Origin of the sequence: Paeniglutamicibacter psychrophenolicus (assembly GCF_017876575.1) — a bacterium.
Classification (GTDB): Bacteria; Actinomycetota; Actinomycetes; order Actinomycetales; family Micrococcaceae; genus Paeniglutamicibacter; species Paeniglutamicibacter psychrophenolicus.
Genome location: NZ_JAGIOE010000001.1, coordinates 3,658,534 through 3,685,515, shown reverse-complemented (window position 1 = coordinate 3,685,515; position 26,982 = coordinate 3,658,534). Strand labels below are relative to the sequence as shown.

The following is a 26,982-nucleotide window of genomic DNA, read 5'->3' as shown; positions in this document are numbered from 1 at the left end:
GTGGTTCACGGAACCCGATTCACGCATTGGACCTGGCGGATCGTTCCCCGGTCCGCGACCATGGCACGGCCGCGCACGCTGACGGTGGCCGGAGGCAACCTGAAGCCGCTGGGATCGGCGTCCGCACCGAACTGCGGATCAAGCACGAGGAACGAACGCGCATCGCGCACCACCGCCGAGAGCCCCAACTCGAACAGCAGCCGTGAACCGGGTTCGGCGCTGAGCACCAGCTGGAGCCCGGCGCCCAGCAGCACCTCCGCGGCCCGCGCAGCCCGGGCCACGCGCAGGTCCGCGCGATCCACCAGCACCCGCGCAGCCTTCGGATGGCGCTGCATGAACTCCTCGGCCTGCACCGGCAACTCGTCCCCAAGGCCCAGGCGCACGGTGTGACCGGCATCCGCATCGCCCAGCAGGGACAGGTGCCTCAACAACGTGGACTTGCCCGACCCCTCGTGCCCGATGACCAGCCCGCAGGGGCCCGGCGCCCACACGAAGGTGCGGTTGTCCGGACCGCAGAGCCCGATGGCCAGTTCCGGAGCCGCGGCCGACCCCGGATCCAGCGCCTGCAATTGGGCGGAGACCAGGGATTCGGGCAACGGCACGGAACACAACCACGTTCCGGGGACCTCCCCGCCGGGCAGGGGCAGGCTCGCCGCGTCGTCGAGCACTTGGAACGCGGTGCCGTGCTCCGGTTCATCGGGCCCCAGCAGCACGCCCCGGCCCACCTGCGGGGCAACCTTGCGGAGCTGCGGCCACCCCATGAGGACCTCGGGTCCGGCGCCGCGCGGGAAATACCAGCGCGTCTCGCACAGCGATGCTGCCCGCGAACCGGCCAAATCCCTGTCCCCGCACAGCACCAGGGCGCGGCCCAGATCGGGTGCGGTGCGGGCGAACGCCGCCAGCTGCGCCTCGAGGCCCATGAACACGCTTCCCTCCAAGGCCCGGGCCCAGCCGCCGAGCCCGGACACCAGCAGCAGCATCGGCTCCACGCACCCGGGATCACCCAGCTGCAGCAGCAACTCGTTGATGCGCCACGAGTCGCCGGGGCCGAAGTATCCGCCCACCGCCGGGTGTCCGCGCAGCGCGCCGTGGGTCCCGTTGCCGTCGAGCAGCAGCGTCGGCATGCGCCAGGATTGGCGGTTCACCGCATGCAGCAGCAGGCCGGGGACCTTCTCGATGCCCGAGGCCGGCAGCCCGCACACCATCAGCCGGGCGGTGGTGCGCGGGTCAAAGACCAAGGGTCCCGCTTGGGGCAGCTTCGGGCGATCAACCAGCCCGATGGCTCCGGCGCCACCGGGCACCTGCCGCAGCACCGCACGGCCGATCGCGGGCAGGGTCTGGGGAAGTGAGGCGGAAAACGGGTTCGGCGCGGGCTCGATATCCCGGTGCCGGAACACGATGCCCCGCACCACCGCCGCCAGCTCAGCGTCGGAACCTTGGGAGGCGTCGGAATCCGGCACCCCCGTGGCGGCGGGCCCCTGCCCGGATCCGACATGCGGCAGCTGTTCGGAGAACAGCGTTGCGCCCAGGTCGGCCCCGAAGGCCCGCAGCCGGGCCGGGATGCTGGGGCGGGCGTTCACGCGGGCCCGGAACCCCAGCGGTGCGCCGCCCCCGCGCCGGAAATAGGCCAGGCCCGGGGCGGAAGGATCCAGCCGGGCCGCCACCGAGGAGCCGATCAGGTCGTTGGACTCGGCTTCGCCGATGGTGCGCAACGCGATGACGGAGCCGATGTTGGCCCGTAGCGGCGCGCTGACGGTCCCGGCGGGTCGCTGCGTGCTGAGCACCAGGTGGATCCCCAGCGACCGGCCTACGGTGGCGATGTGGATGACCCGTTCCAGGGCCTGGGGCAGCTCGGTGGCAAAGACGCGGAATTCGTCGATGAGCACCACCAGCCGGGGCAGCGGGGGATCGCCCGGGACGCGTGAGCGCAGGTAGTCCCTGTGGTCGGTGGCCGCATGCGCCGCCAGGAATGTCTCGCGGCGGTGCAGCTCGTTGCCGAGCAGTTCAAGGATCCGTTCGCCCTCGGCGGCGTCCAGGTCGGAGACGAACAGCTGCACGTGCGGCAATCCGCGCAGCGGCGCCAACGTCGCCCCGCCCTTGAAGTCCACGAGCATGAAGGCCAGTGCGTCGGGCCCCGATTCCGCAGACAGGCCCAGCACCAGGGTGCGCAGCAGCTCGGACTTGCCCGACCCGGTGGTTCCGGCGACCAGGAGGTGCGGCCCGTCGGCATCCAGGTCCACGCGCAGCGGACCGGCATCGGTGTCCCCGACGACGGCACCGAACGGGGTGCCCGTGCCGCTTTCCCCACCGGCCTCCGGGCCTGCCTCGACCCAGGGCAGCATGCGTGAGACCGCGCGGGCCAGGACAGGCAACCCGATGCCTTCGGTGAACACGTGCAGGGACGGCTCCCGGGTGCCGTGCGGCGATGCCCCGGTCTCCGGGGACTGCCGGCCCCGCCCGGGACGTGCGCGGCCGCCGGGGGAGCGGCGGAATTTCCGGATGCCTGCCGGCGGGGCGGGCCGCAGCCAGGGGTTCAGTTCGCTGCCTGCGGCCCGAAGCAGGATCCGGCCGGTGGAGCAGTCGATGTGGACCTCGGCCCCGGGCGAGGGGGCCGGACCTCCGCAGTGGATGCGGGCGGGCGCACCGGGGAATGCGGCACCGGGCGACTCCCCGACCGCGGCCCGGAGCGTGCCGGGCCCGGTGAGCAGCACGATCGTGGGCCTCGGATCGGGGGCAAGCGGCGCGTTGGCCCCGCTGACCTGGACACCGGGCAGCATCGCGAATTCGGAGGGAAGGAAGCCGGCGGGTCCCTGCACCACCACGCGCAGGGAACCGGATGCGAGCAACGGAAGCCAGCGCACCAGCACCGCGCGCAGCACCGGTCCCCACACCGATTCGGGGCCCTGGAACCACACGGCGGAACCCTCCTTCAGGGCCAGCGGCACCGGGGAATCGGACAGGACCCCGGGCTCCACCACCGTTTCGCTGTCCGCGTCGCCTGCTGCGCCATTGCCGTTTCCGGGCCCGTGCCGTTGGGCCCTGCGCGCACGCCCCCGCGATCCCCGTCCCCCCTCCCGATGCCCGCGGCCGGGTCGCGGAACCGGGGGGTCGGCCCCCGAGGCGGTGCACAACCACGCGGCCAGCGGTCCGTGCCCGATCACCATTGCCGGGAAACCGTCGTCATCCACCGAAGCACCGGCCGCCAGCCCGGCCGCCACCGCGCCCACGGGAGGGGCCAGGTCCTCGCGGCGCTTCGCATCGGCGGTGGTGGACAGGGCCCAGGCCCGCCGGAAGCCGGCCTTCCCACGAAGCACAAGCAACGCCGGCAACCCGCCGGTCACCAGGGAAATCGCGGAGAAGGCCAGGAAGAACACGCTGTGCGTCATCAGGAACAGCCCCACGCCCAGTCCCAGCGGTGCCAACGCCCCAACCAGCATCATCGCCATCCGGCTGCCCGGTTCCTCCGCGTCGATCGGCACCGGTGGCAAAGGCCACCGGGCGGGCACGGCGGGCAGCCCGCCGGGCGGCAGCACCCCGAAGCTGCTGTCGCCCGCGCTGAAGGTGTCCCCGATCAACAGGCGCCGCTCCCGGATCGGGGTCTGGGCGAACCACACCCCGTTTGCCGATCCCTCGTCGCTGAGCACGATGGAGGTCTCGGTCACCCGGACCAGCGCATGGCGGCGCGAGAGCCGCAGGTCCCCGATGGGCAAGTCGACCCCACCGCGGCCCAGTGCCCACAGGCCACGGCGCAGCGGAAGCGTCCCGCCGGGATCCGGACCCCGCAACACCACCAGCACCGCAGGCTCGATCCCGCCGTCCGCGCCCTGCCATCTCCGGGGAGCGAGGTCCGCGGGTGCCGCGGGCACATCGCACAGCAGCATCCGCCCCTGGCGGGGCAGCCGCGCGATCTGCTCCAGCGGCCTCCCGCCGGCATGCCAGCGAAGCTGGGGCCAGCGCCTGGCCAGGGCGGAAGCCAGCACCGGACCGCCGAGGGGCTCCGCGGCCTCCAGTTCCACCAGCACCGGCCGGCCCAGGGTCGCCGAGACGAGCCTGATGAACAGTTTCCTTCCCATGTGCCTGATTCCCACCTGCCTTTCGCCGCGCGTTGCCGAACCGCGGTACCGATTCCATTCCCCAACGGTAGGGCCGCCCGGCGCCCGCCCCGGGGCGACGCGGCACCCCTGTGGATGGACCCCGCTGGGCCCCGGGAGTTTCTCCACAGATTCGGCCGGAGCCTTGAAGCGGCCGCGGCACCCGGGTATGGTCGCGGTATTGCGTCATGAAACTAACTGGATATTGCCGCTCACCAGCACTGAGGGGTGCCTCGCGAGGCCATCCCCAAGCACCGCCCCCGCACGCCTTGGCGAACGGCATGGCTCCCGGCCACCGGCCGGGAGCCGGTCACGGCAGGGATGCACCATGGTGGACGGACTGGCGATAGTTGAGGATGAGGTACGCGAACTCATCCGCAGGAACGGGCTTGACCCCTCCACCCAGGTGGGGGAGGTCCGCCGGTTGGTGGACGACGTGGTTCGCGACTACGACGAACGCTCCCTGCTGGGGGTGCTCCCGGCGCTGGGGGAACTGGGCCTGGCCCGGCGCCGCATCATGGACGCGGTGGCAGGGCTCGGCGCCCTCCAACCCCTGCTGGACGATCCCGACGTCGAGGAAATCTGGCTCAACGGACCCCACGAGGTCTTTTGCGCACGCGGAGGAACGTCCGAGCTGACCTCCATCCGGCTTCCCGAGGCCGAGGTCCCGGCATTGGTGGAGCGCATGCTCAAGTCCTCGGGCCGCCGCCTTGACCTGTCCCAGCCGTTCGTCGACTGCCAGCTGGCCGACGGCTCCCGCCTGCACGTGGTCATCCCGGACATCACCCGCAAGCACTGGGCGGTGAACATCCGCAAGTTCATCGCCCGGGCCAGCAGGCTCGAGCACCTGGTGGAACTCGGTTCGCTGTCCCGGCAGGCCGCCCACTACCTGGATGTCGCCGTCGGGGCGGGGTTGAACGTGCTGGTCTCCGGGGCCACTCAGGCGGGAAAGACCACGATGCTCAACTGCCTTGCCTCCTCGATCGGCAGCCGCGAACGGGTGGTCACGATCGAGGAGATCTTCGAGTTGAAGATCAACCTGCGCGACGTGGTGGCCCTGCAGACCAGGCAGGAAAACCTGGAAGGGAACGGGGAAATCAACATGCGCCGCCTGGTCAAGGAGGCGCTGCGGATGCGCCCGGACCGGCTGGTCATCGGCGAGGTCCGCGAGGCCGAATCGCTGGACATGCTCATCGCCCTGAATTCAGGACTGCCGGGCCTTTCCACGATCCACGCGAATTCCGCCCACGACGCGCTGACGAAGATCTGCACGCTGCCGCTGCTGGCCGGGGAGAATATTTCCTCGGCCTTTGTCGTTCCCACGGTCGCCGCATGCATCGACCTGGTGGTGCACTGCCGCCGGGATGCGGCGGGCAGGCGCTTCGTCGGGGAAATCATGGCGTTGGGCCGCCGCGTGGAAAACGGGGCCATCGAGACCACCACGCTGTTCGAACACCACGACGGGCAGCTGGTCCTGGCTCCGACGGCGGACCTGGCCCACCAGAAGCTCCTCGACGCGGGGATCGACGTGGCCGAACTGGGACGGCTTGTGGCATGAGCGTGTTCCTGGGACTGACCCTCGGGTTCGGGCTGCTGCTGGTCTTCCGCGCCTTCACCGCCGCGGCGCACTCCGGCGCAAGGGCCGGGGACGGGCGCATCGAGACCCTGTTGCTGCATGCCGGGCTGGACAAGGTCACCCGCGGCGGCTTCATCTCCGCCTCGATCACCGCCGCCGTCATCGTCGGGCTCATCGTGCTGATCCTCACCGGGGCCCCGCTGATCGCGCTGACCTTTGCCGGGTTCGGGGCGGGCGCGCCCTGGGCGCTGGTGCGCCGCCAGGGGGCCAAGCGTGCGGCAAACCTGCGCGAGCAATGGCCCGACGTGGTGGACCACCTGCGCTCGGCGATCCGGGCCGGGATGTCGCTGCCCGAGGCGCTGACGCAGCTGGGGTCCCAGGGGCCCGAGGCACTGCGCCCGGCCTTCACCGACTTCGGCCTGGACTACCGGGCCACTGCCCGCTTCAACGACTCCCTCGAACGCCTCGCCGCGCGCCTGGCGGACCCGGTGGCCGACAAGATCGTCGAAGCCCTGCGCATCACCCGGGAGGTCGGCGGCACCGACCTGGGCGAGATGCTCGGCACCCTCAGCTCCTTCCTGCGCGACTCGGCCCGCACCCGCGGGGAACTCGAGGCCAGGCAGTCCTGGACGGTGTCCGCGGCCCGCCTGGCCATCGCCGCACCCTGGGTCATCTTGCTGCTGCTGGCCGGACAGCCGGCGGCCGTCATCGCCTACTCCTCGGTCAGCGGAATGCTGGTGCTCATCGGAGGGCTGGTCGTCTCGTTCATTTGCTACCGGACGATGATGCGCATCGGCCGGCTGCCCGAGGAAGAACGGGTGTTCCGATGAGCACCACCATGATCCTGTCGCTGGTCCTTGGACTGTCACTGGGCAGCGGGCTGTGGCTGGTGCTGGTGCGGATCCCGGCGATGCGCCCGGTCACCTTCGCCCAACGCGTGGCCCCGCACCTGCGTGCCGGACGCAGCGGATCGCGGATGCTCAACGAGTCCTTCGCGGCGCAGACGCCCTTTGGCCCGCTGGGCCGCATCCTTGGTCCGATGCTGGCCGACGTGGCCAGGCTGTCCCAACGCCTGAACCCCAGCAACGAGGCAATGGCACGGCGGCTGGCCCGGGCCGGGCTGGGTATCAGCGTGCTGGATTTCCGTGCCCAGCAGCTGCTGTGGTCCGCCGGGCTGACCCTGGCCGGTGCCGCGCTGCTCGGCGCGAACCTCGTGGCCGGTCGCTTCAACCCGATGTTCGCGTTCCTCGTCCTGGTCTTTTGCGCCGTCGGCGGCTACCTGCTGCGCGACTGGTACCTGGGGGAGCAGACCACCCGGCGCAGCAGGCGGATCCTGGCCCAGTTCCCCACGATCGCCGAACTCATGGCGTTGGCGGTGGCCGCGGGGGAGAGCACCGTGGGTTCCATCGAACGGGTGGCCCGCACCTCCAGGGGAGCGCTCAGCGAGGAATTCGCGCTGACGCTGGCCCACGTCCGCGCCGGTGCAACCCTGGCCGAGGCCCTGGCGGAGATGTCGGACCGGATCCAGCTGACGGCCATGACCCGATTCGTCGACGCGATCACGGTCGCGGCCGAACGCGGGACCCCGATTGCCGCGGTGATGCGGGCCCAGGCCCAGGACGTGCGAGATGCGGCCAAGCGAGCGCTGATGGAATCCGCCGGCAAGAAGGAAATCGGCATGATGGTGCCCATAGTTTTCGGTGTGCTGCCCCTGACCATCGTTTTTGCGGTGTTCCCGGGGCTCGCGCTGATCGACATGAACTACTGACAGGAGGAACCACACCACCGACCGCCCACCGGAAGGTGGCAAGGCCACACAGGCCGGAGCACCGACGAAGCTGCCCGGGCGTTGATGGCCATCACCGCCATCTTCGGGTCGGCGACGTGCCCCCGGGAGGGGAAGGTCCGAAGGCACGGGGCAAGACATCGCATCATGAAGCACCAGGCTCCCGCGGCCGCGAAGGCGGCGGGGCAATCCAGCAAGGAGAAGAAACATGAGGATCGCAGACAAGATCGGGTTGATGGTCATCGGCATGGGAATGTGGGTCGGCACCCGCACCATGGACCTGGCCGGAAACATCAAGCGCAACGAACGCGGGGATGTCCCGGGTTGGGTCATGATCACGTTGATGAGCGCGTTGCTGGTGGCGGCGCTCCTGGCCATCGCCGGCCCGCGCCTGGAAGAACTGTTCAACCAGGCGATCGACCGGGTTGCGGGGATGGGCTAGCGACGCGCGCATGCCAATGCCCCTCGCATCCCGGAAGCACTGCGCACGGGCGAACCAACAGGGTTCGGCGGTCGCCGAGTTCGTGATGGTCTCCGCGCTGCTGGTCGCGGTGTTCATGGGGATCCTGCAGCTGACTCTTGCGCTGCATGTGCGCAACACGCTCATGGATGCCGCGGCGGCCGGGGCCAGATACGGAACCCTGGCCGACCGCGGGCCCGGCGACGGGGTGCGCCGCACCCAGGATCTGATCCGCGGGGCGCTCAGCGACCGGTTCGCTTCCAATGTGCACGCCACCCCCATCGACATCGGCGGCACACCGGGCGTGCGGATCACCGTGCGGGCAGGAATCCCGCTCTTCGGCATGGTCCCTTTCATGGGCGAGTTCGTGGTCCAGGGGGAGTCGGTGCGCTATGGATAGGGCACGATGGCACGCTGCTCCCCGGGAGGCCGGTTCCCGGCACCGGTGCCCGGGCAACGCATGCTGTCCGGCCGCCGCGTTCCGGGCCACAAACGCTGCGAACCCCGCAGCAACCAGCAGGCGTCGTCGGGCCTCCCGCGGCGCCCAAGCCGGCTCGTCCATCATCGAATTCATCTTCCTGGTGGTGCTGCTGCTGGTGCCGCTGGTCTACCTGGTGGTGGGCGCCGCGCACGTCCAGGCGGCCAGCTACGCCGCCGTGGGCGCGGCGGACCACGCCGCCAAGGTCTTCGTCACCGCCCAAACCGAAGGGCAGGGCCGTGCAAGGGCTGCCGATGCAGTCCAACGCGCCGCAGCCAACATGGAAATCGGGCCCGGCCGCACGCATTTCACCTACAGCTGCCGGGGCACCTGCCTGAGTGCGGGCAGCACCGTGACGGTCCATGTGTCCATTGAAACGGTCCTTCCGCTGCTCCCCGAGGGCTGGAGCTGGCGCACCGGCAGCGTCCGATCCGACGCAACCCAGCGGGTCGATCGATATGGGTAGCCATGCGGGAATACGCGTGAAGCCCCGCCCGGGGGAGACTCCCGCACCCCGGCCGGGTTCCGGCGGCCACCGGAGAGCGGTGCGAACCACGCCGCCACCGGGAGGCGAAGCGGGTCAATCCATGGTGCTGATCATCGGCATGACAGCGATCGCCCTGCTGGCCATCAGCGTCGTGCTCGCCGCCACTGCGGTCAACGTCCAGGCGCACAAGCTCCTGTCGGTGGCCGACGGCGCGGTCGCTGCTGCGGCCGACAACTTCGAGCTCACCGCCGGAGGAGAGGACATTGCCACGCTCCGCCTGCAGCCATCCGAGGTCCGGCACGCCGCGGAAAAATACCTCGGCGACGTCAACGCCGGGGCGGGCTTTTCCAATCTGCACATCGTTGCCGCCGGGGTGGAACCGGATGCTGTCACGGCACATGTCCGGCTCGGTGCTGTGGTGCACCCGCCGATCATCGGCTGGGTGGTCCCGAGCGGCGTGAATATCCAGGTGGATGCCTACGCCCGGACGCTGCTTTCACGCTGAGTTCCGGCCCCACGGGCACGAGGCGATGGGTACCGTACACGCCGGCCGAACCCCGGCGCCCGCGCTCGCCGGGACCGCCCTGCAGGCCGGATCCGAACCACGGCACAGCCCCTTCGCGCCCGGACGCATTCGGCACAATCACCGGCCGGCGCAATGCCGGGCCCCGTAAATGTCGTAGGCTGGAACCACCATGGCTTCAACTGACTTTTCTGCCGTAATCAAATCACTGCGCTCCACCTATGCCTCCATTGAAGAGGTCTCCGATGTGCCGCGCATCCGTGCGGACATCGCAATGCTCTCCGAGGAAGCCGGCGTGCCCGACCTTTGGGACAACCCGGCCGCCGCGCAGGTCGTCACCTCCAAGCTCTCGCACCGCCAATCCGAGCTTGAGCGACTGACCGTCATCCACAACCGCATCGAGGATCTGGAAGTGCTTGTCGAACTCGCGGAAATGGAAGGCGACGCCGACACCTTGCAGGAGGCCGAGACCGAATTCAAGTCGGTGCGCAAGGCATTGGCCGACCTGGAAGTGGTGACCCTGCTCTCCGGCGAATTCGATTCGCGCGAGGCCGTTGTCACCATCCGTGCCGGTGCCGGTGGCGTGGACGCCGCGGACTTCGCCGAGATGCTGATGCGCATGTACCTGCGGTGGGCGGAAAAGCGCGGTTACCCCACCCGGGTCATGGACACCTCATACGCCGAAGAGGCCGGCCTGAAGTCAGCGACCTTCGAGGTCAACGCCCCCTACGCGTTTGGCACGCTGTCGGTCGAGGCAGGTACCCACCGCCTGGTGCGCATCTCTCCCTTCGACAACCAGGGCCGCCGCCAGACATCCTTCGCCGCGGTCGAGGTCATCCCTTTGATCGAGCAAAACGACTCCATCGAGATCCCGGAAAACGAGATCCGCGTCGATGTGTACCGTTCCTCGGGCCCCGGCGGGCAGTCCGTGAACACCACCGACTCCGCGGTGCGCATGACCCACATCCCCACGGGCATCGTGGTGTCGATGCAGAACGAAAAGTCGCAGATCCAGAACCGTGCGGCCGCGCTGCGCGTGCTGCAGTCGCGACTGCTGCTGGTGAAGAAGGCCGAGCAGGACGCACAAAAGAAGCAGATGGCAGGCGACGTGAAGGCATCGTGGGGCGACCAGATGCGTTCCTACGTCCTCAACCCCTACCAAATGGTGAAGGACCTGCGCACCGAGCACGAGGTTGGAAACACCTCTTCGGTGCTCGATGGCGAAATCGACGACTTCATCGACGCCGGGATCCGCTGGCGCGCCGCGCAGCGCCGCCCGGGAGCCTAAGCACGCACCAACGCGAAGGAGGTCCCGCAGACACATTTCACCATGTGCCTGCGGGACCTCCTTCGTTGTCTGCCTGGAGCCAGGAACATCGGCGCACGGGGCGAAGGCCCGGCCGCAATCTCGGGTTGCCGGCCGGCCCGTTCGGCGGCCTTTGGGGCCCTATGGGTGAATTTCCCGCTTGGACGTCCTACGATGTGGCTAAGGAAACACACGCAGGTCATGCGATGCCAAGCATCCAAGCACGGGTGCTTCGTGCCAATCTGTATGTGGTCTCCGGGTATCGTCCATCCGCAATCCCAGGAGTGCAGGAATGTTAGACAAGACCTACGAATCTGCCGGCGCCGCAGTGGCGGACATTCCCGAATCAGCGTCCATCGCGGTGGGCGGCTTTGGACTCTCGGGAAACCCCAACGCACTGATCCGTGCGATATTGGAAAGCGGGGTGGGCGACCTCAAGGTCGTCTCGAACAATTGCGGAACCGACGAGCACGGTCTGGGGATTTTGCTCGGTGCCGGCCGGATTTCGAAGATGACGTCCTCCTACGTCGGGGAGAACAAGGAATTTGCACGCCGCTACCTCAACGGCGAACTGGAACTCGAACTGACACCGCAGGGTACCCTCGCCGAGAAACTGCGCGCGGGCGGAGCCGGAATTGCGGCCTTCTACACACGCACCGGCGTCGGCACCCAGGTGGCCGAGGGCGGGCTGCCCCAGCGATACGGGCCAGACGGGGAAATCGTCCAGGCCTCCCAGCCCAAGGACCAGCGTGACTTTGCGCCGGGTGGGGAAACCAAGACATTTGTCCTTGAGGAATCCATCGTCACCGACTACGCGCTGGTGCATGCGGCCTACGGAGACCGTCATGGCAACCTCGTGTTCAACAAGGCCGCCCGGCAATTTTCGCCCGTAGCGGCGATGGCAGGGAAGATCTGCATCGCCGAGGTGGAGCATTTGGTCGAGCCTGGCGAACTCGATCCCGATTCAATCCACCTGCCCGGGGTCTTTGTCCACCGCGTGGTCGAGGTAGGAACCGACATCGAAAAGCCAATTGAAAAGCGCACCGTGCAGGCAGCCTCCGCTGCCATGGGCGACTCGCCGCTAACAAAGGAGGGCTAGGCAATGTCTTGGTCACGCAATGAAATGGCGGCCCGCGCCGCGCTTGAACTGCCGGACGGTGCATACGTGAACCTGGGGATCGGACTGCCTACGCTCGTGCCGAACTATGTTCCGGCCGACCGCACCTTGGTGCTCCAATCGGAAAACGGGATCCTTGGCGTTGGCCCGTATCCCGCCGAGGCAGATGTCGATCCCGACCTGATCAATGCCGGGAAGGAAACCGTGACGGTGCTTCCCGGCGCCAGCTACTTCGATTCGGCCACCAGCTTCGCGATGATCCGCGGCGGCAAGATCGATGCCGCAATCCTCGGTGCCATGCAGGTTTCCGCCGCCGGAGACCTGGCCAACTGGATGATTCCGGGCAAGATGGTCAAGGGCCCGGGCGGAGCCATGGACCTGGTCCACGGTGCCAAGCGCGTGATCGTCCTGATGGAGCATGTGGCAAAGGACGGCAGCGCGAAGATCGTCAACGAGTGCTCCCTGCCGCTGACCGGCCGTGCGGTGGTGCAACGCATCATCACGGATCTCGCCGTCATCGACGTCACGGATGCGGGGCTTCGGTTGATCGAATGCGCTCCCGGTGTCACCCCCGAGCAGGTCCAGTCCGCGACGGAAGCACCGTTGTTGCCGGGATAGCGCCGATTCCCGGTCGTTCACGAGGTCATCGACCCCTGCGCCGGGAGCGGGCACGTCGTTGCCTTAGCGCGAGACTTGCCCGCGTGGTGGTGAGCCTGCTGTTCGCGGTTGAAGATCACGGATCGGATACGCAGCGCGCGCCCATCGGACTCACAGTTTCGTGACACACCCGCTTTTTGTCCCGGATGTGTGCCGCCGGGACGGATAGAGTTCAAGGGCTGGCTTTGCAACTTCCTTCAACAAAGTCCCGTGCCTGGATCATGCGCCGGCGATCCCGCGGGCAGAGCTGCGATGATTAGATTCGAAAACGTCACGATGGTCTATGACCAAAAGTCACGCCTTGGTTCGGAGAATGCGCGCCCTGGCCTCGACGACGTAACCATTGAGATTGACCGCGGTGACTTCGCGTTTCTTGTTGGGGCCTCCGGCTCCGGCAAATCCACATTCCTCCGCCTGATCCTTCGAGAAATCGTGGCGACCGGTGGTTCGGTGCACGTTGCCGGACAGAACGTTGCACGTATTCCCTCGTGGCGCGTGCCCAAGCTGCGCCGAGGTATCGGCGTCGTGTTCCAGGACTTCCGCCTGTTGCCGCAGAAGAACGTGTTTGAGAACGTGGCCTTTGCGATGCAGGTGGTCGGGGAAAGCCGAAGCGCCATTCGCGATCACGTGCCCGAGGTCCTGAAACTCGTGGGCCTCGAAGGCAAGGAAAAGCGCCAGCCCGACGAACTTTCCGGCGGAGAACAACAGCGTGTGGCCATTGCCCGCGCCATTGCCAACAAGCCGCAGATCCTGCTCGCCGACGAGCCCACAGGAAACCTTGATCCGGCAACGAGCGTCGGGATCATGAACGTGCTGGACCGGATCAACCAAAACGGCACCACGGTGATCATGGCCACTCACGATGACGGCATCGTCAACTCCATGCGTCGCCGGGTCGTCGAGCTTTCGCTTGGCAAGATCATGCGCGATGAAAGCGCCGGCGAGTACACCTCAATGATCCCGGTGATCAACCAGGACGGAACGCGCGAGTTGCGACAGGCCGATCACAGCACGTGGCACAAATCGTCGACCGGTAGCCAGGCCTTTGCACCGTTTGACACTGAGGACGACATGCCATGAAACTCGGATTCATTCTTGGCGAAGTAGGCTCAGGCCTCCGCCGCAACCTGTCCATGGTGGTTTCCGTCGTCTTGGTCACCTTCATTTCGCTGACCTTCGTGGGCACCGCTGCCCTGATGCAGATGCAGATCACGCAGATGAAGGGCTACTGGTACGACAAGGTCCAGGTGGCCATCTACCTCTGCGGTGAACACAATGAAGGAACCAACTGCGCCGAGGGCGCGGTCACGGAAGGCCAGCGCGGCGAAATCGAGTCAATGCTGGGCTCGGCGGCCGTCAAGCCCTACGTGGAGAACTTCGAGTACGAATCGAAGGAGCAGGCGCTCACCCACTTCCGCGAACAGTTCGAGAACTCCTCGATGAGCGAAACGGTCACGGCCGACCAACTGCCCGAGTCGTTCCGCGTTTCCCTGGTCGATCCGGAGAAATACCAGATCATCAAGGAACTCTTCTCGTCGATGGATGGCGTGGACGTGGTGGTGGACCAGCGGGAGTTGCTGGAAAAGATCTTCTCCATCATCAACATCGCTTCCTTCGTGGCCATCGGCATTGCCGGGGTGATGATCCTTTGTGCCGTGCTGCTAGTGGGCACGACGATTCGGCTGTCGGCCTACTTGCGCCGCCGCGAAACCGGCATCATGCGCCTGGTTGGCGCGTCGAAATCCTCTCTCCAACTACCCTTTGTCCTGGAAGGTGTCATCTCCGCGCTGATTGGTGCGCTGTTGGCCTCCGGGGTCTTGTGGGCTGCGGTGAGATTCCTGATCGACGACAAGCTGGCCCTGGACTACAAGGACACGGCATTCATTTCCACCGGCGAGGTGTTCATGGTCGCGCCATGGCTGATCCTGCTGGGTGTGGTTTTGGCTGGTGTATCGTCGTTGGTAACCTTGCGACGCTACTTGAAGGTTTAGTGCGTCGCTTCCTCATGTCAGATTCGCTTCCCATAGGACTCAAAGGACATTTATGTTAGCCAAAGCAGTATGGTGCCGGATTGCGCGTTCAGGGGCCGTGGGTGCGCTTTCAGTCGCACTCCTGGTTTCCGGAGGCGTAGGCGCCCACGCCGACGAGCTAGATGACCGCAAGGTCCAGGTAGAGCAGAACATCGACAATCTCTCCGAGGATCTTGAGGTCCTTGACGGTGATATCAAGGCCACCGACGCAAAGCTCCGTGGATTGCAGGCCCAGCTTCCCGCTGCCGAGCAAGCCTTGGCCGATGCCCAGGGCAGGGTGCGCCGAGCAGCCGATGAAGCGGCGGACCTCGCCCGTCGGGTACAGGCTGCCCGCGAAACCCGGGACCAGCTGAACGTGAAGATCGCCGAGGGCAAGGCGAAGCTGGAGGACTCCAAGCAAATCATTGGCCAGATCGCCACTGAGGCCTACAAGCGTGGAGGGGTCTCGTCCGACCTGTCCTTGCTGTTGAACGCGACGTCCGATGGCAACCTGGCAGCAGGAATGGACCTGGCCGACCAAGCCATGCGTTCGCAGAATGCGGCGCTGGATGCCCTTTCCGAGCAGTCCGCCACCGACGCAAACGCCAAGTTGCGGTTGGCCGCGGTGGAAGCCGAAATCACCGACCTCAAGTCGGCCGCCGATGCTGCGCTGGCGCGTGAACAGGTGGCCCGTGACGATGCGGAATCCAAGAAGCAGTCGCTCGACGGCATCATCACGCAGACCGATGCCTTGAGTGCCGAGCTTTTGGCCCAGCGTCCGCGAATCCAGCAAAGACTGCGCGCCGAAGAGGTCGAAAAGGCCCAGGTCAATGCGGACATCAAGGAGCGACAAGAACGGCTGATACGCGAGGAAGCCGAGCGCAAGCGCAAGGCCGCGGAGGCCGAACGCAAGCGCATCGCCGAGGCAAAGGCCAAATGGGAGCGCGAGGAGACAGCGCGAGCCAAGAAGGCCAAGGAAGAAGCCGCGCGGCAGAAAAAGAAGGATACCTACGTCAAGCCCCAATACGTGGCTCCGAAGCCGCAAGCCGTTCCCCAGGAACGTAGTTCATGGGGCCTGATCAAGCCCGTGTCCGGCGGACGACAGACCTCGGGCTTTGGCTGGCGACCCACCCCGTCCGGAACGATCGACTACGGGGGGCGTGGCGGCTACGTGCACGCCGGTGTCGACTGGGGCTTTGGAGGGCAGTGTGGTTCACCGGTCCATGCCGCTGCCGACGGCGAAGTATGGATGGCCGGCTGGGGCGGTACCTCCGGAAACAAGGTCACCATCAGCCATGGCGTGGTCAAGGGCAGGGCCCTGGCCACGAACTACCACCACATGCAGCGTGTGGTGGTCAGCGCGGGGCAACACGTCAAGCAGGGCCAGGTCATCGGCTACGTCGGCACCACGGGCAACTCCACCGGCTGCCACATGCACTTTGAGACCATCGTCAACGGTACGGCCGTAAACCCATTGGGACTTCTCTAGCGGTAAGCTATAAGCTCGCCAAGTGAAGAAACCACTCGCGGAGAGGAGTAGCCAACGTGTCTAAGAAAGACCCGCAAGAGCGGATCATTGCAAGCAACCGCAAAGCCCGACACGATTTCGAGATTCTCGATACCTACGAGGCCGGCATGGTTCTCAGCGGGACCGAAGTCAAGTCGCTGCGTGAGGGCAAGGCATCGCTGGTCGACGGGTTTGGGCAGTTCTACCGCAACGAGTTGTACATCGAGAACGTCTACATTCCGGAATACCTCAACGGGTCGTGGACTAATCACGCAGCAAGGCGGCGACGCAAGCTGCTGCTGCACCGCATGGAACTCCTGAAGATCGAGCGCAAGATCAACGAGGCCGGTCTGACGATCGTGCCGCTGAGCCTGTACTTCAAGAACGGGCGCGCGAAGATCGAAATCGGCGTGGCCCGCGGCAAGAAGGAATACGACAAGCGCCAATCCCTGCGCGAAAAGCAGGACAACCGCGAGGCGCTGCGCACCATGCGGGAAAGAAACCGCGGGGTGCGCGACTAAGCACCGTCGCGCCAAAGGAATGGACCTGACGCGAATGTGCGTTAGACTATGTATGCACGGTTGATCCGTGTGGTTGGGGCGGCGCAAGCTGCTCATTGACAACAAAATACGGGGATGATCGGTTTCGACGGTGTGAGTCGCGACATGTGAAGCGGGCCGAGGATGCAAAGTTATCTCGTTAACGATCTTTGCAAAACAATAAGTGCCGACTCAAAGCGCACTGACTTCGCTCTCGCTGCCTAAGCAGCCAGACAGTCCGTAAGCCAGGGGATGCTATCGCCCCTGTTCCTTACGTCATTTAGATAGCCACTGCGGGAAGTTAGTGTTACCGGAACGACCCGCATAATTTAGGTAACTGTGCCCGGACCAGCCGCTTGTTTGCAAGACGGCTGGGGCAGAGAAAATCCAACGCAAACTGCGCCCGGAGAAGACCTGGCAACACCACATCGGACGGGAGTTCAATTCTCCCCATCTCCACAACGAAGGCCCTGCAGATCCACGGATCCGCAGGGCCTTTCTTGCGTCTACATGGTTTTACAAACCGAGGCCGGAGTCGAGCTGGGGCAAGCAGGACAGCGGTTAGAAGAGCTTGGGGTTGGTTTGCCGCCGGTGTTGCCAGTAGTCGTTGCGCCGCGGGATCTGTTCCGGGTCGAGGTACTTGGGCAACAAGACCGCGGGCAAGCCATCGCCGTCCCGGACTAGTTGTATCTTCCCGGAGTGGAAATCATGGTGGTGCGCGCTGCAACCAGGGCCGATGTTTCCCACACTCGTCACCCCGCCGTCCTCCCACGAGTCGATATGGCACATTTCGCAGTGCTCCGGCGGCACCGTGCAACCCGGAACCAGGCATCCGCCGTCCCTGGCGAGAATGCCCTCCCGCATGTAGTCCGGGACAAACCGCTGTTCCCGGCCCAGATCCAGGATCTGGCTCTCGCTGTTGAACGTGGCTGGCAATACGCCTGCGTCGCACAACATCCGTCTGAGTTCTCCGGGGCTGATGTCCAGCCCGTGGGCGCTGATGCCGGCTCGTTCGGCCAGCCCAAGAAGTGTTTCCAGTTGGCAGTGGACCACCAAAGTCGACCTGGCAAGGCCCCTGCCGCCCGTGGCGGCACCACCGACGTTTTGCAGCGCGTTGAGGATTGATTGGAGGTGGCGACGTGCTGGTGTCAATCCGTCAAGCCGGGAAGCATCCTCCTGCCAGTGGCTTGTCGGGGCGTCTTCGGGAATCCCGGAGGCAAGCGTGGCCAGGTCTTCGCCAATGTTGGCCTTCTTGGCTTCGGTGGCCTTGTCCTCTTTGGTGGCGGCGAACCCAGGGTCCGTGTCGGCGGCCCGGGGGAGCTCGTCTGCCGGGGCATCCGGGGCAACCGCCCAGGCGGGAATCGGAGGCGCGTCGTTCAAATCCATGGCGCTGCCGTCCCGGCCTACGCGTCCTTGGGCCCGGGCCGCGGCATCGCGCGCAAGGCCGTCCCTGTTGCCCGCAGCGGTGCGCGCGTTGTCCGCATTGGCGAAGTGCGACAGGAAGATCTCCGCGTCCACGTTGAGCATGCATAGGTTGAAGTACGAGAAGTGCTCGGTGCGGCGGGTCAGGAAAATTCCGGTCTTGCCGTCGATCTCTTCGTCGCTGGGCCCGCTGGGAGCAGAATCCTCCAGGGAACGCTGCCAGGCGCTGACGAGCTTGCCGGTCGCCTGGGGACCCTGGGTGCGCAACGAATCCAGTACCTTGTCCTCCAAGGTGGTGGCGAGCTCCTCGGCCTGGGGTTGCTTTTTGATGACGGGTGCGACCTTGTCCATCTTTTTCGCCAGCTGGATCGCGTGCCTGGGGTCGACCGTCCCGGACGCGGCGTCCTCGGAGAGCTTCGGGTAGCGGGCCGGTCGGCTGATCCCGTTGACGTCCACGTGGGGTGCCAGTGCGGTGGCTGCATTGATCCGGTCGCGGACCTCGAAGTATGCGGTCCCCAACAGGTGCTGCAGGAAGTCCGCGGTGTCCTTGTGGGGCAGCCTGCCCGTAGGGGCAGTCAGCGGGTCGGTAGGCAGCGAGCTCCTCCCGGCCAGGAACGGTCCGGGTTCGGCCACGGTGGCGGAAAGCTGCTCCATGGTCTCGATCGGCAACTCGTGGGCCAGGGTGCGTTGGGCGGATTGTGCGGCGAGGATCTGCGCGTAGGAGGTGCGCCGGTGGGCACGTTCGACGATCAATGCGACCATGGCTGCCTCGGTGGGTGAGGTTGAGCCGGTGGCCAGTTCGGTGGCGGTGGCAACGAAGAATTCCTCCGCGGCGAGCAGCACGCGCAAGCGATCGGCCCGGGCCACCGCGTGGCCGGGCAGGGAGCCTCGGCCGGTGTGTCCACGGCCTTGGCCCAGGATCTGGGCGAACTGCTCGGTGTTCATGCCATTGAGCATGCCTGATCCACCCGGGTCGTTTCCAGAGGGTTTGAAAATCTGTGGATAACCGGCAAATTAACGCCGGGACCCGGGCGCGCGGGGCCTCCGACGGCGGGATCCTGGACCCGGGACGCGTTTGCCCGGGGACGGCAAAAGGACGGACGCGGCCCCGCGAACCGGAATCATCCCGGTGTGCAAGGCGCCCGTCCGTCCTGTTGGCAGGCGGCCTCAGGGGCCGCCGCGGCGCGTGTGTGCGTGGTTGGTTACTCGTCGGCGCCGGTGGTGATCGAGGGCGCGGTCTTCGGAGCCTTCAGCGCGGCCAGGCGGGCCTCGATCTCGGTCTGCTCGCCCATGTCCTCCAGGGAGTTGAACTGGGCGTCCAGCGACGAGGAGGCCAGCTCGGCGGCGCCGCGCACGCGGGCCTCTTCGCGGCGGATCTTTTCCTCGAAGCGTCCGACCTCGCTGGAGGGATCCATGATGTCGATGGACTTCACGGCCTCCTGCACCTGGTTCTGGGCCTGGGCGGACTTGGCGCGGGCCACGAGCTCGTCGCGCTTGGAAACCAGTTCCTGGCGCTTGGACTTCATGGCGTCCAGGCCGGACTTGAGCTTCTCCACGATCTCGCGCTGCGAGGTGATGGTCGGCTCCGAGGACTTCGCCTCGGACTCGGCCTGCATCTGGCGCTGGATGGCGACCTTGGCCAGCGAGTCGAACTTGTCGGCGTTGGCGGTTTCGCCGGCGGAACGGAACTCATCGGCCTTGCCCGAAGCGGCCAGGGCCTTGCTGCCCCAGTCGGAGGATGCCTGGACATCCTCGTTGTAGTCTTCCTCGATCATGCGCAGGTTGCCGATGGTCTGGGCGACGGCGGTTTCAGCCTCGGCGATGTTGTCGGTGTAGTCGCGGACCATCTGGTCGAGCATCTTCTGGGGATCTTCGGCCGAATCGAGCATGGCGTTGATGTTGGCCTTGGCCAGCTGGGCGACACGACCAAAAATAGACTGCTTTGCCACGGTGAGACCTTTCGTTGACTGACTGGTTGATCTTCTTCTGTCGCGCTTCCGGATGCCGGAACCGCAGTACTGCAATCTGTGGGGGTCCCGGTCGGTAGCCGGGATCCGTGGCACCGACCGGGGGCGGTCGGTGCCGGTGCCGGGGTGCTGCGGCTAGAAGTTGCCTCCCGCGCCATCGCCGAACCCGCCGCCGAAGCCACCTCCGCCGCCGCCGCCGAATCCGCCAAACCCGCCGCCGCCGAAGATGCCGCCGCCGGAATCACCGGAATGCGAGCCGCCGCGCAGGATGGAATCGATGAGGATGCCGCCGAGGATGGCGCCACCCAGGCCGTTGCTTCCGCCCCGGCCGCCGCCGAATCCGCCGCCGAATCCGTTGACGTCGTTCTCCGCCTCGCGGGCGGCCTGGTCGGCCAGCGCCGAGGCGTGCTCGGCGTAGGACAGGGCATTGACCGGGTCGGTGGAGGCCAGGCGCAGCGCTTCCTCGAGGTTTCGCTGGGCCTCTGCCAGCCGGGTGCGGGCCGTGGCGCCGACTCCGCCGCGCCGGGCGCGGATGAAGTCGTCGGTGCCGCTGATCTTCATCTGCGCGGAGCGGATGGCCGCCTGCAGCTGGTCGGCCGCTCGGCGGTTTCGTTCCTGCGCATCACGGATCTGGTTCAGCTGCCCGTTCAGCGGGCGAAGCCCCGCATCGACCTCGGCCAGCAAGGCGACAGGGTCCACCCGCCCGGTGCCGACCTGCGCCTGGACCGAGGAGAGCGCGGATTCCAGGGCGGCGACCGATCCGGCCAGCTCGGGGTTGGAACCGTTGGCGACCAGGGCGCGGCCCTGGGCCAGGTCCTGGGCGGCGGTGGAGACCATGGACTCGAGGTCGGTGCGGGCCTTGTCCAGGTCGTCCCCGGCGTGGGCCACGGCATCGAGTAGCACGGTGGCCTGGTGCACGGCGTCCTCCCCGGCGCGGACCACGACGGCGGCCTCGGCGGTTTCGGCCGATGCGATCTTCGCCTCGGCGGTGGACACCGCGGTGTTGGCGAAGTCCAGCCGTTCGCCGGCCTCGGCGATGTTGGTGTGGACCTGGTTCAGCGCGCCGTCGGTGTAGCGGGTCGCAAGCTCGGTGAGCTGTCCCTGGACCGTGCCGACGCGCTGGCGCAGCGGCTCGATCCGCGCCTTGAGCGAGGCGGCAGCCTCGGGCGCGTTCTTTTCCAGCTCGCGCAGCGAGGCGAATTCCTCGGTGTGCTGCTCGAGGGTCTCATTGACGGCCTCGCAGCGGCGGATGATCTCACCGAGCCAGGAGCGCTGTTCTTCCTCGGTGTCGGGGATCTCGTCGTCCAATTGCTGCTGCAGCTTGAAGGACTCGGACATGTGCGTCTTGGCCGTCTCGATGTCCTCGGCGAAGGGCTTGATGGCCGCCTCGCCGAATTGTGCCTGGGCGAAGCCGACCTCCTGCTCGGAGGAGCGGATGGCGTCGTCGGCGGCAATGAGCAGGCTGCCGGCCTTGGTGCGCAATTCCGGGATGCTGAGCGATGCCAGCGGGTCCAGGGGCTTGCCGTCGGGACCGGTGGCCACCTGCGGGAGCTGCGCGGGGAGCTTCTTGCGGCGCGTCAGCGCCCAGGCCGTGGCGCCGCCGACCACCACGACCCCGCCGACCAGCAGCCAGCCGGCGGTGCCGCCGCCGCCGGATCCGCCGGTGGAGCCCGAACCGTTCGGGCCGGTGGCGGCTTCCCCGCCGTCGGGGGTCATGCCGTCGGAGACGTTCTCGATGCCGGTGACCGCGCCCAGGGCGGCGGCGGTCCACTGCTCGTCGGACAGCTCGGGGGACACCATCTGGTTGAAGATGTCCTGGCCGGAGGCGTGCAGCTCGCTGCGGTCGTTGGTGGTGAACCTGGCCTGGCGATCCTGGACCCCGACGGCCAGCACCACGTCGCTGGTGCCCATGTTCTTGGACTTGGCCACCTCGGTGACCCACTCGTCGGGGTCGTCCGGGTTGCTGAAGGTATCCACGTAGATGACGTAGAGCGACTGGCCGGTGTCCCGCTTCAGCTGCTTCACCGCAGCCTCGACCTCGGAGGTGTCCGAACCCAGGACGTCGGCCTGGTCCACGACGAACTGCCCCGGGGGGATCTGCACGGGGGAATCGGCCAGGGCCGGTGGTGCAAGCATGAACAGGGACAAGATTCCTGCGGAGGCAACAAGTGCCATCCGCCGGGGGAGCGATTTCATGGTTTTCCTTCACCCTTGCATGGTCGGCCGCAGAAAGTGCGCGGATCGCTGCATGATTCCAGGCAACTTTCCGGTTTCTGCTGTCGATGTTGATTCTAGGTGGGTGAAACGCGCGAGTCCACAGAATCGCCGGTGCATCGGGCAGGTGGTTTTCGAATCACACCTTCTCACAGCCGACACTCAGGTTCTCCTTTTCGCCACCACAGCCCGCACGGGCATAGTTGTAACCAGGAAACGCAGAGGAATCCACCGTCAGGGATTGGAAGAACAGTCATGAGCGAGAACCAGTTTGAGCAGCCGGGCACCGGCCGCGATCCGGAACAGCAGCCGGAATCCGGCGCCGTGCCGCCGCGCCCCGCGACCCCGCCGAGCACCCCAGCCGACGGTTCGGGCGACGGCGCCGCGGGCACCGGCGGCACCCAACCGGTCTCTCGGATCGAAGGGGCCGCGGATCCGACCCAGGCACTGCCGCGCCACACGGGCAACCCCGGCCAGGACGCACCGGCACAGGGCACCCCGGCGCAAGGGCCGGCAACCGGCGCGCAGCCGCAGCCTGCCTACGGGGCCCCGGCCCCCGCGCAACAGCCGACGCACGCCTGGAACTCGGCGCCGCAGGGCGGCTCGCCCTACGGCACCCCGACCGCCGAAGAACATGCCTCCGCCTTCGGCGCACCGCTTCCCCCGGCGCGGAACAACGCGCCGAAGAAATTCACCTCCGGTGCCCTGATCGTGGGCATGGTCGCCGCCGCCATCATCGGCGCGGGCGGCGCGGTGGGCGCCAACTACGTGATGAACTCCAACCCCACGGCAGCCGCATCCTCCAGCACCACCCCGCAGGGCGACGTGGTCATCAACAACCCGAAGAACGTCACCGCAGTCACCGCGGCGGCCGCCAAGGCCAGCCCCAGCGTGGTCACCATCGATGTCGCAGGCACCTCCGAGGCCGGCTCGGGCTCCGGCATCATCCTGGACACGGCCGGGCACATCCTGACCAACACGCACGTGGTGACCCTGGGCGGGACCACCAGCAGCCCGAAGATCGCGGTGCGCACCTCCGACGGGAAGGTCCACGACGCCACCGTGGTGGGCACCGACCCGCTCTCGGACCTGGCCGTGATCAAGATCGAGGCGCAAGACCTGGTGCCTGCCGAACTGGGGGCCTCCGGCAACCTGAACGTGGGCGACACGGCCATCGCGATCGGCGCCCCGCTGGGCCTGAGCGGCACCGTCACCGACGGCATCATCTCCACGCTTAACCGCACCATCTCCGTCGCCTCCTCCGCGGTGCCCAAGCAATCCGAGGGCAGCGATTCGAACGACAACGGCGACGGCAACCAGTTCAACTTCCAGTTCCCCGGCGCCCCGGACCAGCAGCAACAGCAGCAGTCCAGTTCCGGGGGCTCGATCTTCATCAACGTGATCCAGACCGACGCGGCGATCAACCACGGCAACTCCGGCGGCGCGCTGGTGGACGTGAACGGGAACATCATCGGGGTGAACGTCGCGATCGCCTCCTCCGGTTCCGGCGCCACCTCCTCCTCGGACAGCGGCTCGATCGGTGTCGGGTTCGCCATCCCGATCGACTACGCCAAGCGCATCGCCAACGACATCATCGACAACGGCTCGGCCACCCACGGGCTGCTCGGGGTCACGGTGCAGGCCAAACCCGCCAACGCCAACGGCGGGAACTCCTCCTCGTTCAGCGTCGGCGCCGAGGTCAAGGAGGTCGTCGCCGACAGCCCCGCGGCCAAGGCGGGCCTGAAGGCGGGCGACGTGATCACCGGCGTGGATGCGCGCAGCATCTCCGACAGCACCTCGCTGACCGCCGCGATCCGCGAGATCCCGGCCGGCGGCACCACGGTGGTCCACTACACCCGCGGCGGCGCGGCGGAATCGGCCACCGTGACGGTGGGCGAAACCCCGGCCCAGTAGCGGCGCACCCGGGCGACACATGGCGCAACATGGACGGTGCCGCCCCGGGTCACACCGCGCAACGCGGAGCAATCAAGTGAAATATTGACAAACGCGGCGTGCCGGCTGCCAGGACCCTTCCTGGCGCCCGGTACGCCGCGTTTGTGCCATGCGCGCAGCGTTTGCCGTGCCGGTGCGCCCGCCCCGCCCCGCCTTGGGCCCGGGGGCGGGCCAGCGGGCACCTCCGGGCACCGATACGATGGAGCGGGGAGATCGGCCGGTCCCGCCCGCCATCGGCGGCGCCCGGTACGCACCGGGCGCTCTCTCCCACACAGATCTGTCCAAGTTTCCAGAAAGGCAGCAATGAGCCAGAACACCGGCACGCCCCTGAACATTCTCGTGTTGGTCAAACACGTGCCAGATGTCCAATTCGATCGCCACCTGTCCGGCCCCGGGCAGCGGCTGGACCGCAAGGATTCGGTCCTGTCGGAACTCGACGAGTACGCCATCGAGGCGGCCCTCGCGCTGGCCGAGGCCCGCGGCGGGGACAAGGCGGGGAACACCGTCACGGCCATGACCATGGGACCCGAAGCGGCAGCGAACGCCGTGAAGAAGTCCCTGCAGATGGGGGCGGCCGCGGGCGTGCACATCTGCGACCCGGCGCTTGCAGGTTCCGACGCCGGGGCCACCTCCCTGGCGCTGGCCACCGCCATCAAGCAGCTGGGCGGCTTCGACGTGGTGCTCACCGGCATGGCCTCCACCGACGCCGAGACCTCCCTGGTCCCCGCGCAGCTGGCCGAACGCCTGGGCGTGGCGCAGCTGACCAACCTGTCGAAGCTGGAGATCGATCCGGGAACCAACACCGTCACGGCGCTGCGCGTCGGCGAGGACGGGGCACAGTCCGTGGAAGCCACGCTTCCGGTGCTGATCTCGGTCACCGACCAGGCCAACGAGCCGCGCTACCCGAACTTCCGCGGGATCCTGGCGGCCAAGAAGAAGAAGATCACCACGCTCACCCTCGCCCAGCTGGGCCTGGCCGAAGAGGCAGTGGGCGCCGCCGGGTCAGCGACCCGCGTGCTCTCCGCCGCGCCGCGCCCACCGCGCGCCGCAGGGCAAGTCATCACCGACTCCGGCCAAGCCGGCATCGCGCTGGTGGACTTCCTGGCCGACGCCAAGCTGATCTAGCACCACTTTCAAGGGGAACAACATGTCGAACATCTTGGTATACATCCACGCCCCCGCCGGCGCGCCGACCAAGGGGCAGCGCGAACTGCTGGCCCTGGCCGCCCGCCTGGGCCAGGCCAGCGCGGTGCTGGGCGGCCCGGCCGACGCGGCCGCACTGGCGTCACTGGGCGCAGCGGGCGCCACCGGCTTCTACGCCGCGGCCGGCGGCCTGGACGCGACCGGGCTCATCGCCCCGGCGGTCTCGCTGCTGGAGGCCGCGGTGCGCGAATCGGGTGCCACCGCGGTGCTGCTGCCCAACACCGTCGAGGGACGCGAAATCGCCGCACGCACCGCCGTGCGCCTGGACGCCGGGGTCATCACCGACGCCATCGACGTCGACGCGGACCTGACCGTGACCAAGCCGGTGCTCGCCGGCAGCTACACCGTCAAGGCGCAGGTCACCCGCGGCCCGGCGCTGATCACGCTGAAGGCCAACAGCGTCGAGCTGCCCGAGGCGGCCCCCGCCGCCGGAGCGCCCGCACCGGTGCACGAGCTCGAGCTCGGGGAGACCGGCCCGGCGGCCCGCATCACCGCCACCGCACCGCACACCGCCACCGGCCGCCCGGAGCTTTCCGAGGCCCGCTTCGTGGTTGCCGGCGGACGCGGCGTGGACGGGGACTTCGGCCCCGTGGAGGATTTGGCCGACGCCCTGGGCGCCGCGGTGGGTGCCTCGCGCGCGGCCACCGACGCGGGCTGGATCGACCACTCCGCGCAGGTCGGGCAGACCGGCACGACGGTCTCCCCGCAGCTGTACATCTCAGCCGGCATCTCCGGGGCGATCCAGCAGAAGGCCGGCATGCAGACCGCCAAGACCATCATCGCGATCAACAAGGACCCCGACGCACCGGTGTTCGAGATCGCCGATTTGGGCATCGTGGGCGACTTGGCCGTGGTGCTGCCGCAGGCCGCCGCCGAGATCCGCCGGCGCAAGGGCTAGGCGCGTGGGCATCTTCGACCCGGCCGTCCAACGCGTTCAGCGCGTGCTGTGCTTCGGCGCGCACCCCGACGACCTGGACTTCGGGGCCTCGGGCACCGTGGCGGCCTGGACCGCCGCGGGCGTGCAGGTGGAGTACTGCATCATGACCGACGGCGACGCCGGCGGGTTCGACGAGCGCACCGCCGAGGCGATCACCGCGACCCGGCATGCCGAGCAGCGCGCCGCCGCGGCCCTGGTGGGCGTGGACACCGTGCACTTTTTGGGGGAGGCCGACGGGTTCCTGGAGCCCAACCACCGGGTCATGAAGCAGGTCGTCGCGCTGATCCGCACGCTGCGCCCCGACGTCGTGCTGGCCATGCACCCGGAACGGAACTGGGAGCGGATCCAGCGCTCGCACCCGGACCACCTGGCCTGCGGCGAGGCGGTGACCCGGGCGATCTACCCGGCGGTGGAGAACCCGTTCTCCTACCCGGAGCTCCTGGAGGCGGGACTCGAGGCGTACAAGCTGCCGTGGCTGTGGCTCTACGGGGCCCCGCAAGCGCGGGAAAACCACCGGGTGGAGATCACCGAGGTATTCGAGCTCAAGCTCGCGGCGCTGCGCCAGCACCTGAGCCAGCACCCCGACGTGCCGGCCATGGAGCGCTACGTGCGCACCCAAGCCGAGGCGCAGGGCAGCACGGCGGGGTTCGCGCCGGGCGCGCTGGCCGAGGCGTTCCATGTGGTGGCGGTCAACGCCGCGGACACCATCGCCGGTTTCTAGCCCCGGCGCATCAAACCCCGGTGCATCAA

22 protein-coding genes and 1 other RNA gene are annotated in these 26,982 nt (G+C 67.5%); 19 read left to right on the top strand and 4 right to left on the bottom strand.

The features are described 5' to 3' along the window. Positions 1 to 5: 5 nt before the first annotated feature. Positions 6 to 4,073 carry an FtsK/SpoIIIE domain-containing protein gene (locus JOF46_RS16705; RefSeq protein ID WP_209909038.1) on the bottom strand — a complete coding sequence of 1,356 codons (4,068 nt, stop codon included), beginning with the start codon at positions 4,071 to 4,073 and terminating at the stop codon, positions 6 to 8. Between the two features lie 349 nt (positions 4,074 to 4,422). On the opposite strand from JOF46_RS16705, the gene JOF46_RS16700 reads away from it, so the two are divergent. The 15 genes from JOF46_RS16700 to ssrA all read left to right on the top strand — a co-directional run bounded on the left by JOF46_RS16700 (position 4,423) and on the right by ssrA (position 16,998). Then, the gene (locus tag JOF46_RS16700) at positions 4,423 to 5,649 is read left to right on the top strand and encodes a TadA family conjugal transfer-associated ATPase (RefSeq protein ID WP_209911985.1); all 1,227 of its coding nucleotides are present in this window, start codon (positions 4,423 to 4,425) and stop codon (positions 5,647 to 5,649) included. Then, a complete protein-coding gene (locus JOF46_RS16695; protein ID WP_209909034.1) occupies positions 5,646 to 6,497 on the top strand; it encodes a type II secretion system F family protein in 852 nt (283 codons plus the stop codon). Before JOF46_RS16700 ends, JOF46_RS16695 begins: the two co-directional genes overlap by 4 nt. After that, on the top strand, positions 6,494 to 7,435 hold the full coding sequence (locus JOF46_RS16690; protein ID WP_245348166.1) for a type II secretion system F family protein: 942 nt from the start codon (positions 6,494 to 6,496) through the stop codon (positions 7,433 to 7,435). The genes JOF46_RS16695 and JOF46_RS16690 overlap by 4 nt, the downstream gene beginning before the upstream one ends. Positions 7,436 to 7,700: 265 nt before the next feature. Then, positions 7,701 to 7,895 (top strand): hypothetical protein, encoded by a 195-nt coding sequence (locus JOF46_RS16685; RefSeq protein ID WP_245348633.1) that lies wholly within the window; start codon positions 7,701 to 7,703, stop codon positions 7,893 to 7,895. A gap of 10 nt (positions 7,896 to 7,905) precedes the next feature. Continuing rightward, positions 7,906 to 8,313, top strand: coding sequence for a TadE family protein (locus JOF46_RS16680; protein ID WP_209909031.1), 408 nt, complete (start codon positions 7,906 to 7,908; stop codon positions 8,311 to 8,313). Then, entirely contained in the window at positions 8,306 to 8,857 is a 552-nt protein-coding gene (locus tag JOF46_RS16675) for a hypothetical protein (RefSeq protein WP_209909029.1), read from the top strand. Before JOF46_RS16680 ends, JOF46_RS16675 begins: the two co-directional genes overlap by 8 nt. A gap of 121 nt (positions 8,858 to 8,978) precedes the next feature. Further along, positions 8,979 to 9,383, top strand: coding sequence for a hypothetical protein (locus tag JOF46_RS16670; protein ID WP_209909026.1), 405 nt, complete (start codon positions 8,979 to 8,981; stop codon positions 9,381 to 9,383). A gap of 190 nt (positions 9,384 to 9,573) precedes the next feature. Next, complete coding sequence (gene prfB / locus JOF46_RS16665; protein WP_209909023.1) at positions 9,574 to 10,689, top strand: peptide chain release factor 2; 1,116 nt, start codon at positions 9,574 to 9,576, stop codon at positions 10,687 to 10,689. A 310-nt stretch (positions 10,690 to 10,999) separates the two neighbouring features. Then, a complete protein-coding gene (locus tag JOF46_RS16660) occupies positions 11,000 to 11,806 on the top strand; it encodes a CoA transferase subunit A (protein ID WP_209909020.1) in 807 nt (268 codons plus the stop codon). Between the two features lie 3 nt (positions 11,807 to 11,809). After that, entirely contained in the window at positions 11,810 to 12,442 is a 633-nt protein-coding gene (locus JOF46_RS16655) for a CoA transferase subunit B (protein WP_209909017.1), read from the top strand. A gap of 291 nt (positions 12,443 to 12,733) precedes the next feature. Then, the gene (ftsE, locus tag JOF46_RS16650) at positions 12,734 to 13,561 is read left to right on the top strand and encodes a cell division ATP-binding protein FtsE (RefSeq protein ID WP_209909015.1); all 828 of its coding nucleotides are present in this window, start codon (positions 12,734 to 12,736) and stop codon (positions 13,559 to 13,561) included. After that, complete coding sequence (gene ftsX, locus JOF46_RS16645; RefSeq protein ID WP_071213555.1) at positions 13,558 to 14,472, top strand: permease-like cell division protein FtsX; 915 nt, start codon at positions 13,558 to 13,560, stop codon at positions 14,470 to 14,472. Before ftsE ends, ftsX begins: the two co-directional genes overlap by 4 nt. A 97-nt stretch (positions 14,473 to 14,569) precedes the next feature. Then, positions 14,570 to 15,979, top strand: a complete 1,410-nt coding sequence (locus JOF46_RS16640; protein ID WP_342592484.1) for a peptidoglycan DD-metalloendopeptidase family protein — start codon at positions 14,570 to 14,572, stop codon at positions 15,977 to 15,979. A gap of 56 nt (positions 15,980 to 16,035) precedes the next feature. Beyond that, the gene (smpB, locus tag JOF46_RS16635) at positions 16,036 to 16,518 is read left to right on the top strand and encodes an SsrA-binding protein SmpB (protein WP_083411005.1); all 483 of its coding nucleotides are present in this window, start codon (positions 16,036 to 16,038) and stop codon (positions 16,516 to 16,518) included. 110 nt (positions 16,519 to 16,628) lie between these two features. Next, positions 16,629 to 16,998, top strand: a transfer-messenger RNA (tmRNA) gene (gene ssrA, locus JOF46_RS16630). 99 nt (positions 16,999 to 17,097) lie between these two features. On the opposite strand, the gene JOF46_RS16625 is transcribed toward ssrA, so the two are convergent. The 3 genes from JOF46_RS16625 to JOF46_RS16615 form a co-directional block, all read right to left on the bottom strand. Further along, positions 17,098 to 18,903 carry an HNH endonuclease signature motif containing protein gene (locus tag JOF46_RS16625; RefSeq protein ID WP_209909011.1) on the bottom strand — a complete coding sequence of 602 codons (1,806 nt, stop codon included), beginning with the start codon at positions 18,901 to 18,903 and terminating at the stop codon, positions 17,098 to 17,100. Positions 18,904 to 19,160: 257 nt separating this feature from the next. Continuing rightward, the gene (locus tag JOF46_RS16620) at positions 19,161 to 19,907 is read right to left on the bottom strand and encodes a PspA/IM30 family protein (protein ID WP_209909009.1); all 747 of its coding nucleotides are present in this window, start codon (positions 19,905 to 19,907) and stop codon (positions 19,161 to 19,163) included. A 153-nt stretch (positions 19,908 to 20,060) separates the two neighbouring features. Further along, positions 20,061 to 22,121, bottom strand: coding sequence for a TPM domain-containing protein (locus JOF46_RS16615; protein ID WP_209909007.1), 2,061 nt, complete (start codon positions 22,119 to 22,121; stop codon positions 20,061 to 20,063). Positions 22,122 to 22,394: 273 nt separating this feature from the next. On the opposite strand from JOF46_RS16615, the gene JOF46_RS16610 reads away from it, so the two are divergent. From JOF46_RS16610 to JOF46_RS16595, 4 genes are all read left to right on the top strand, one after another. Continuing rightward, positions 22,395 to 24,053, top strand: a complete 1,659-nt coding sequence (locus tag JOF46_RS16610; RefSeq protein WP_209909005.1) for a S1C family serine protease — start codon at positions 22,395 to 22,397, stop codon at positions 24,051 to 24,053. Between the two features lie 342 nt (positions 24,054 to 24,395). Further along, a complete protein-coding gene (locus JOF46_RS16605) occupies positions 24,396 to 25,217 on the top strand; it encodes an electron transfer flavoprotein subunit beta/FixA family protein (protein WP_209909002.1) in 822 nt (273 codons plus the stop codon). A gap of 22 nt (positions 25,218 to 25,239) precedes the next feature. Continuing rightward, positions 25,240 to 26,193 carry an electron transfer flavoprotein subunit alpha/FixB family protein gene (locus JOF46_RS16600; protein ID WP_209909000.1) on the top strand — a complete coding sequence of 318 codons (954 nt, stop codon included), beginning with the start codon at positions 25,240 to 25,242 and terminating at the stop codon, positions 26,191 to 26,193. Between the two features lie 4 nt (positions 26,194 to 26,197). Then, the gene (locus JOF46_RS16595) at positions 26,198 to 26,953 is read left to right on the top strand and encodes a PIG-L deacetylase family protein (protein ID WP_209908998.1); all 756 of its coding nucleotides are present in this window, start codon (positions 26,198 to 26,200) and stop codon (positions 26,951 to 26,953) included. The last annotated feature ends 29 nt before the right edge of the window (positions 26,954 to 26,982 follow it).

Coding starts and splice junctions, on each gene's coding strand:
- JOF46_RS16705 (WP_209909038.1), bottom strand. CDS start 4,073: ATGGGAAGGAAACTGTTCATCAGGCTCGTCTCGGCGACCCTGGGCCGG.
- JOF46_RS16685 (WP_245348633.1), top strand. CDS start 7,701: ATGGGAATGTGGGTCGGCACCCGCACCATGGACCTGGCCGGAAACATC.
- JOF46_RS16670 (WP_209909026.1), top strand. CDS start 8,979: ATGGTGCTGATCATCGGCATGACAGCGATCGCCCTGCTGGCCATCAGC.
- JOF46_RS16610 (WP_209909005.1), top strand. CDS start 22,395: ATGAGCGAGAACCAGTTTGAGCAGCCGGGCACCGGCCGCGATCCGGAA.
- JOF46_RS16690 (WP_245348166.1), top strand. CDS start 6,494: ATGAGCACCACCATGATCCTGTCGCTGGTCCTTGGACTGTCACTGGGC.
- JOF46_RS16660 (WP_209909020.1), top strand. CDS start 11,000: ATGTTAGACAAGACCTACGAATCTGCCGGCGCCGCAGTGGCGGACATT.
- ftsX (WP_071213555.1), top strand. CDS start 13,558: ATGAAACTCGGATTCATTCTTGGCGAAGTAGGCTCAGGCCTCCGCCGC.
- prfB (WP_209909023.1), top strand. CDS start 9,574: ATGGCTTCAACTGACTTTTCTGCCGTAATCAAATCACTGCGCTCCACC.
- JOF46_RS16675 (WP_209909029.1), top strand. CDS start 8,306: ATGGATAGGGCACGATGGCACGCTGCTCCCCGGGAGGCCGGTTCCCGG.
- ftsE (WP_209909015.1), top strand. CDS start 12,734: ATGATTAGATTCGAAAACGTCACGATGGTCTATGACCAAAAGTCACGC.
- JOF46_RS16615 (WP_209909007.1), bottom strand. CDS start 22,121: ATGAAATCGCTCCCCCGGCGGATGGCACTTGTTGCCTCCGCAGGAATC.
- JOF46_RS16625 (WP_209909011.1), bottom strand. CDS start 18,903: ATGAACACCGAGCAGTTCGCCCAGATCCTGGGCCAAGGCCGTGGACAC.
- JOF46_RS16655 (WP_209909017.1), top strand. CDS start 11,810: ATGTCTTGGTCACGCAATGAAATGGCGGCCCGCGCCGCGCTTGAACTG.
- JOF46_RS16695 (WP_209909034.1), top strand. CDS start 5,646: ATGAGCGTGTTCCTGGGACTGACCCTCGGGTTCGGGCTGCTGCTGGTC.
- JOF46_RS16680 (WP_209909031.1), top strand. CDS start 7,906: ATGCCAATGCCCCTCGCATCCCGGAAGCACTGCGCACGGGCGAACCAA.
- JOF46_RS16600 (WP_209909000.1), top strand. CDS start 25,240: ATGTCGAACATCTTGGTATACATCCACGCCCCCGCCGGCGCGCCGACC.
- JOF46_RS16605 (WP_209909002.1), top strand. CDS start 24,396: ATGAGCCAGAACACCGGCACGCCCCTGAACATTCTCGTGTTGGTCAAA.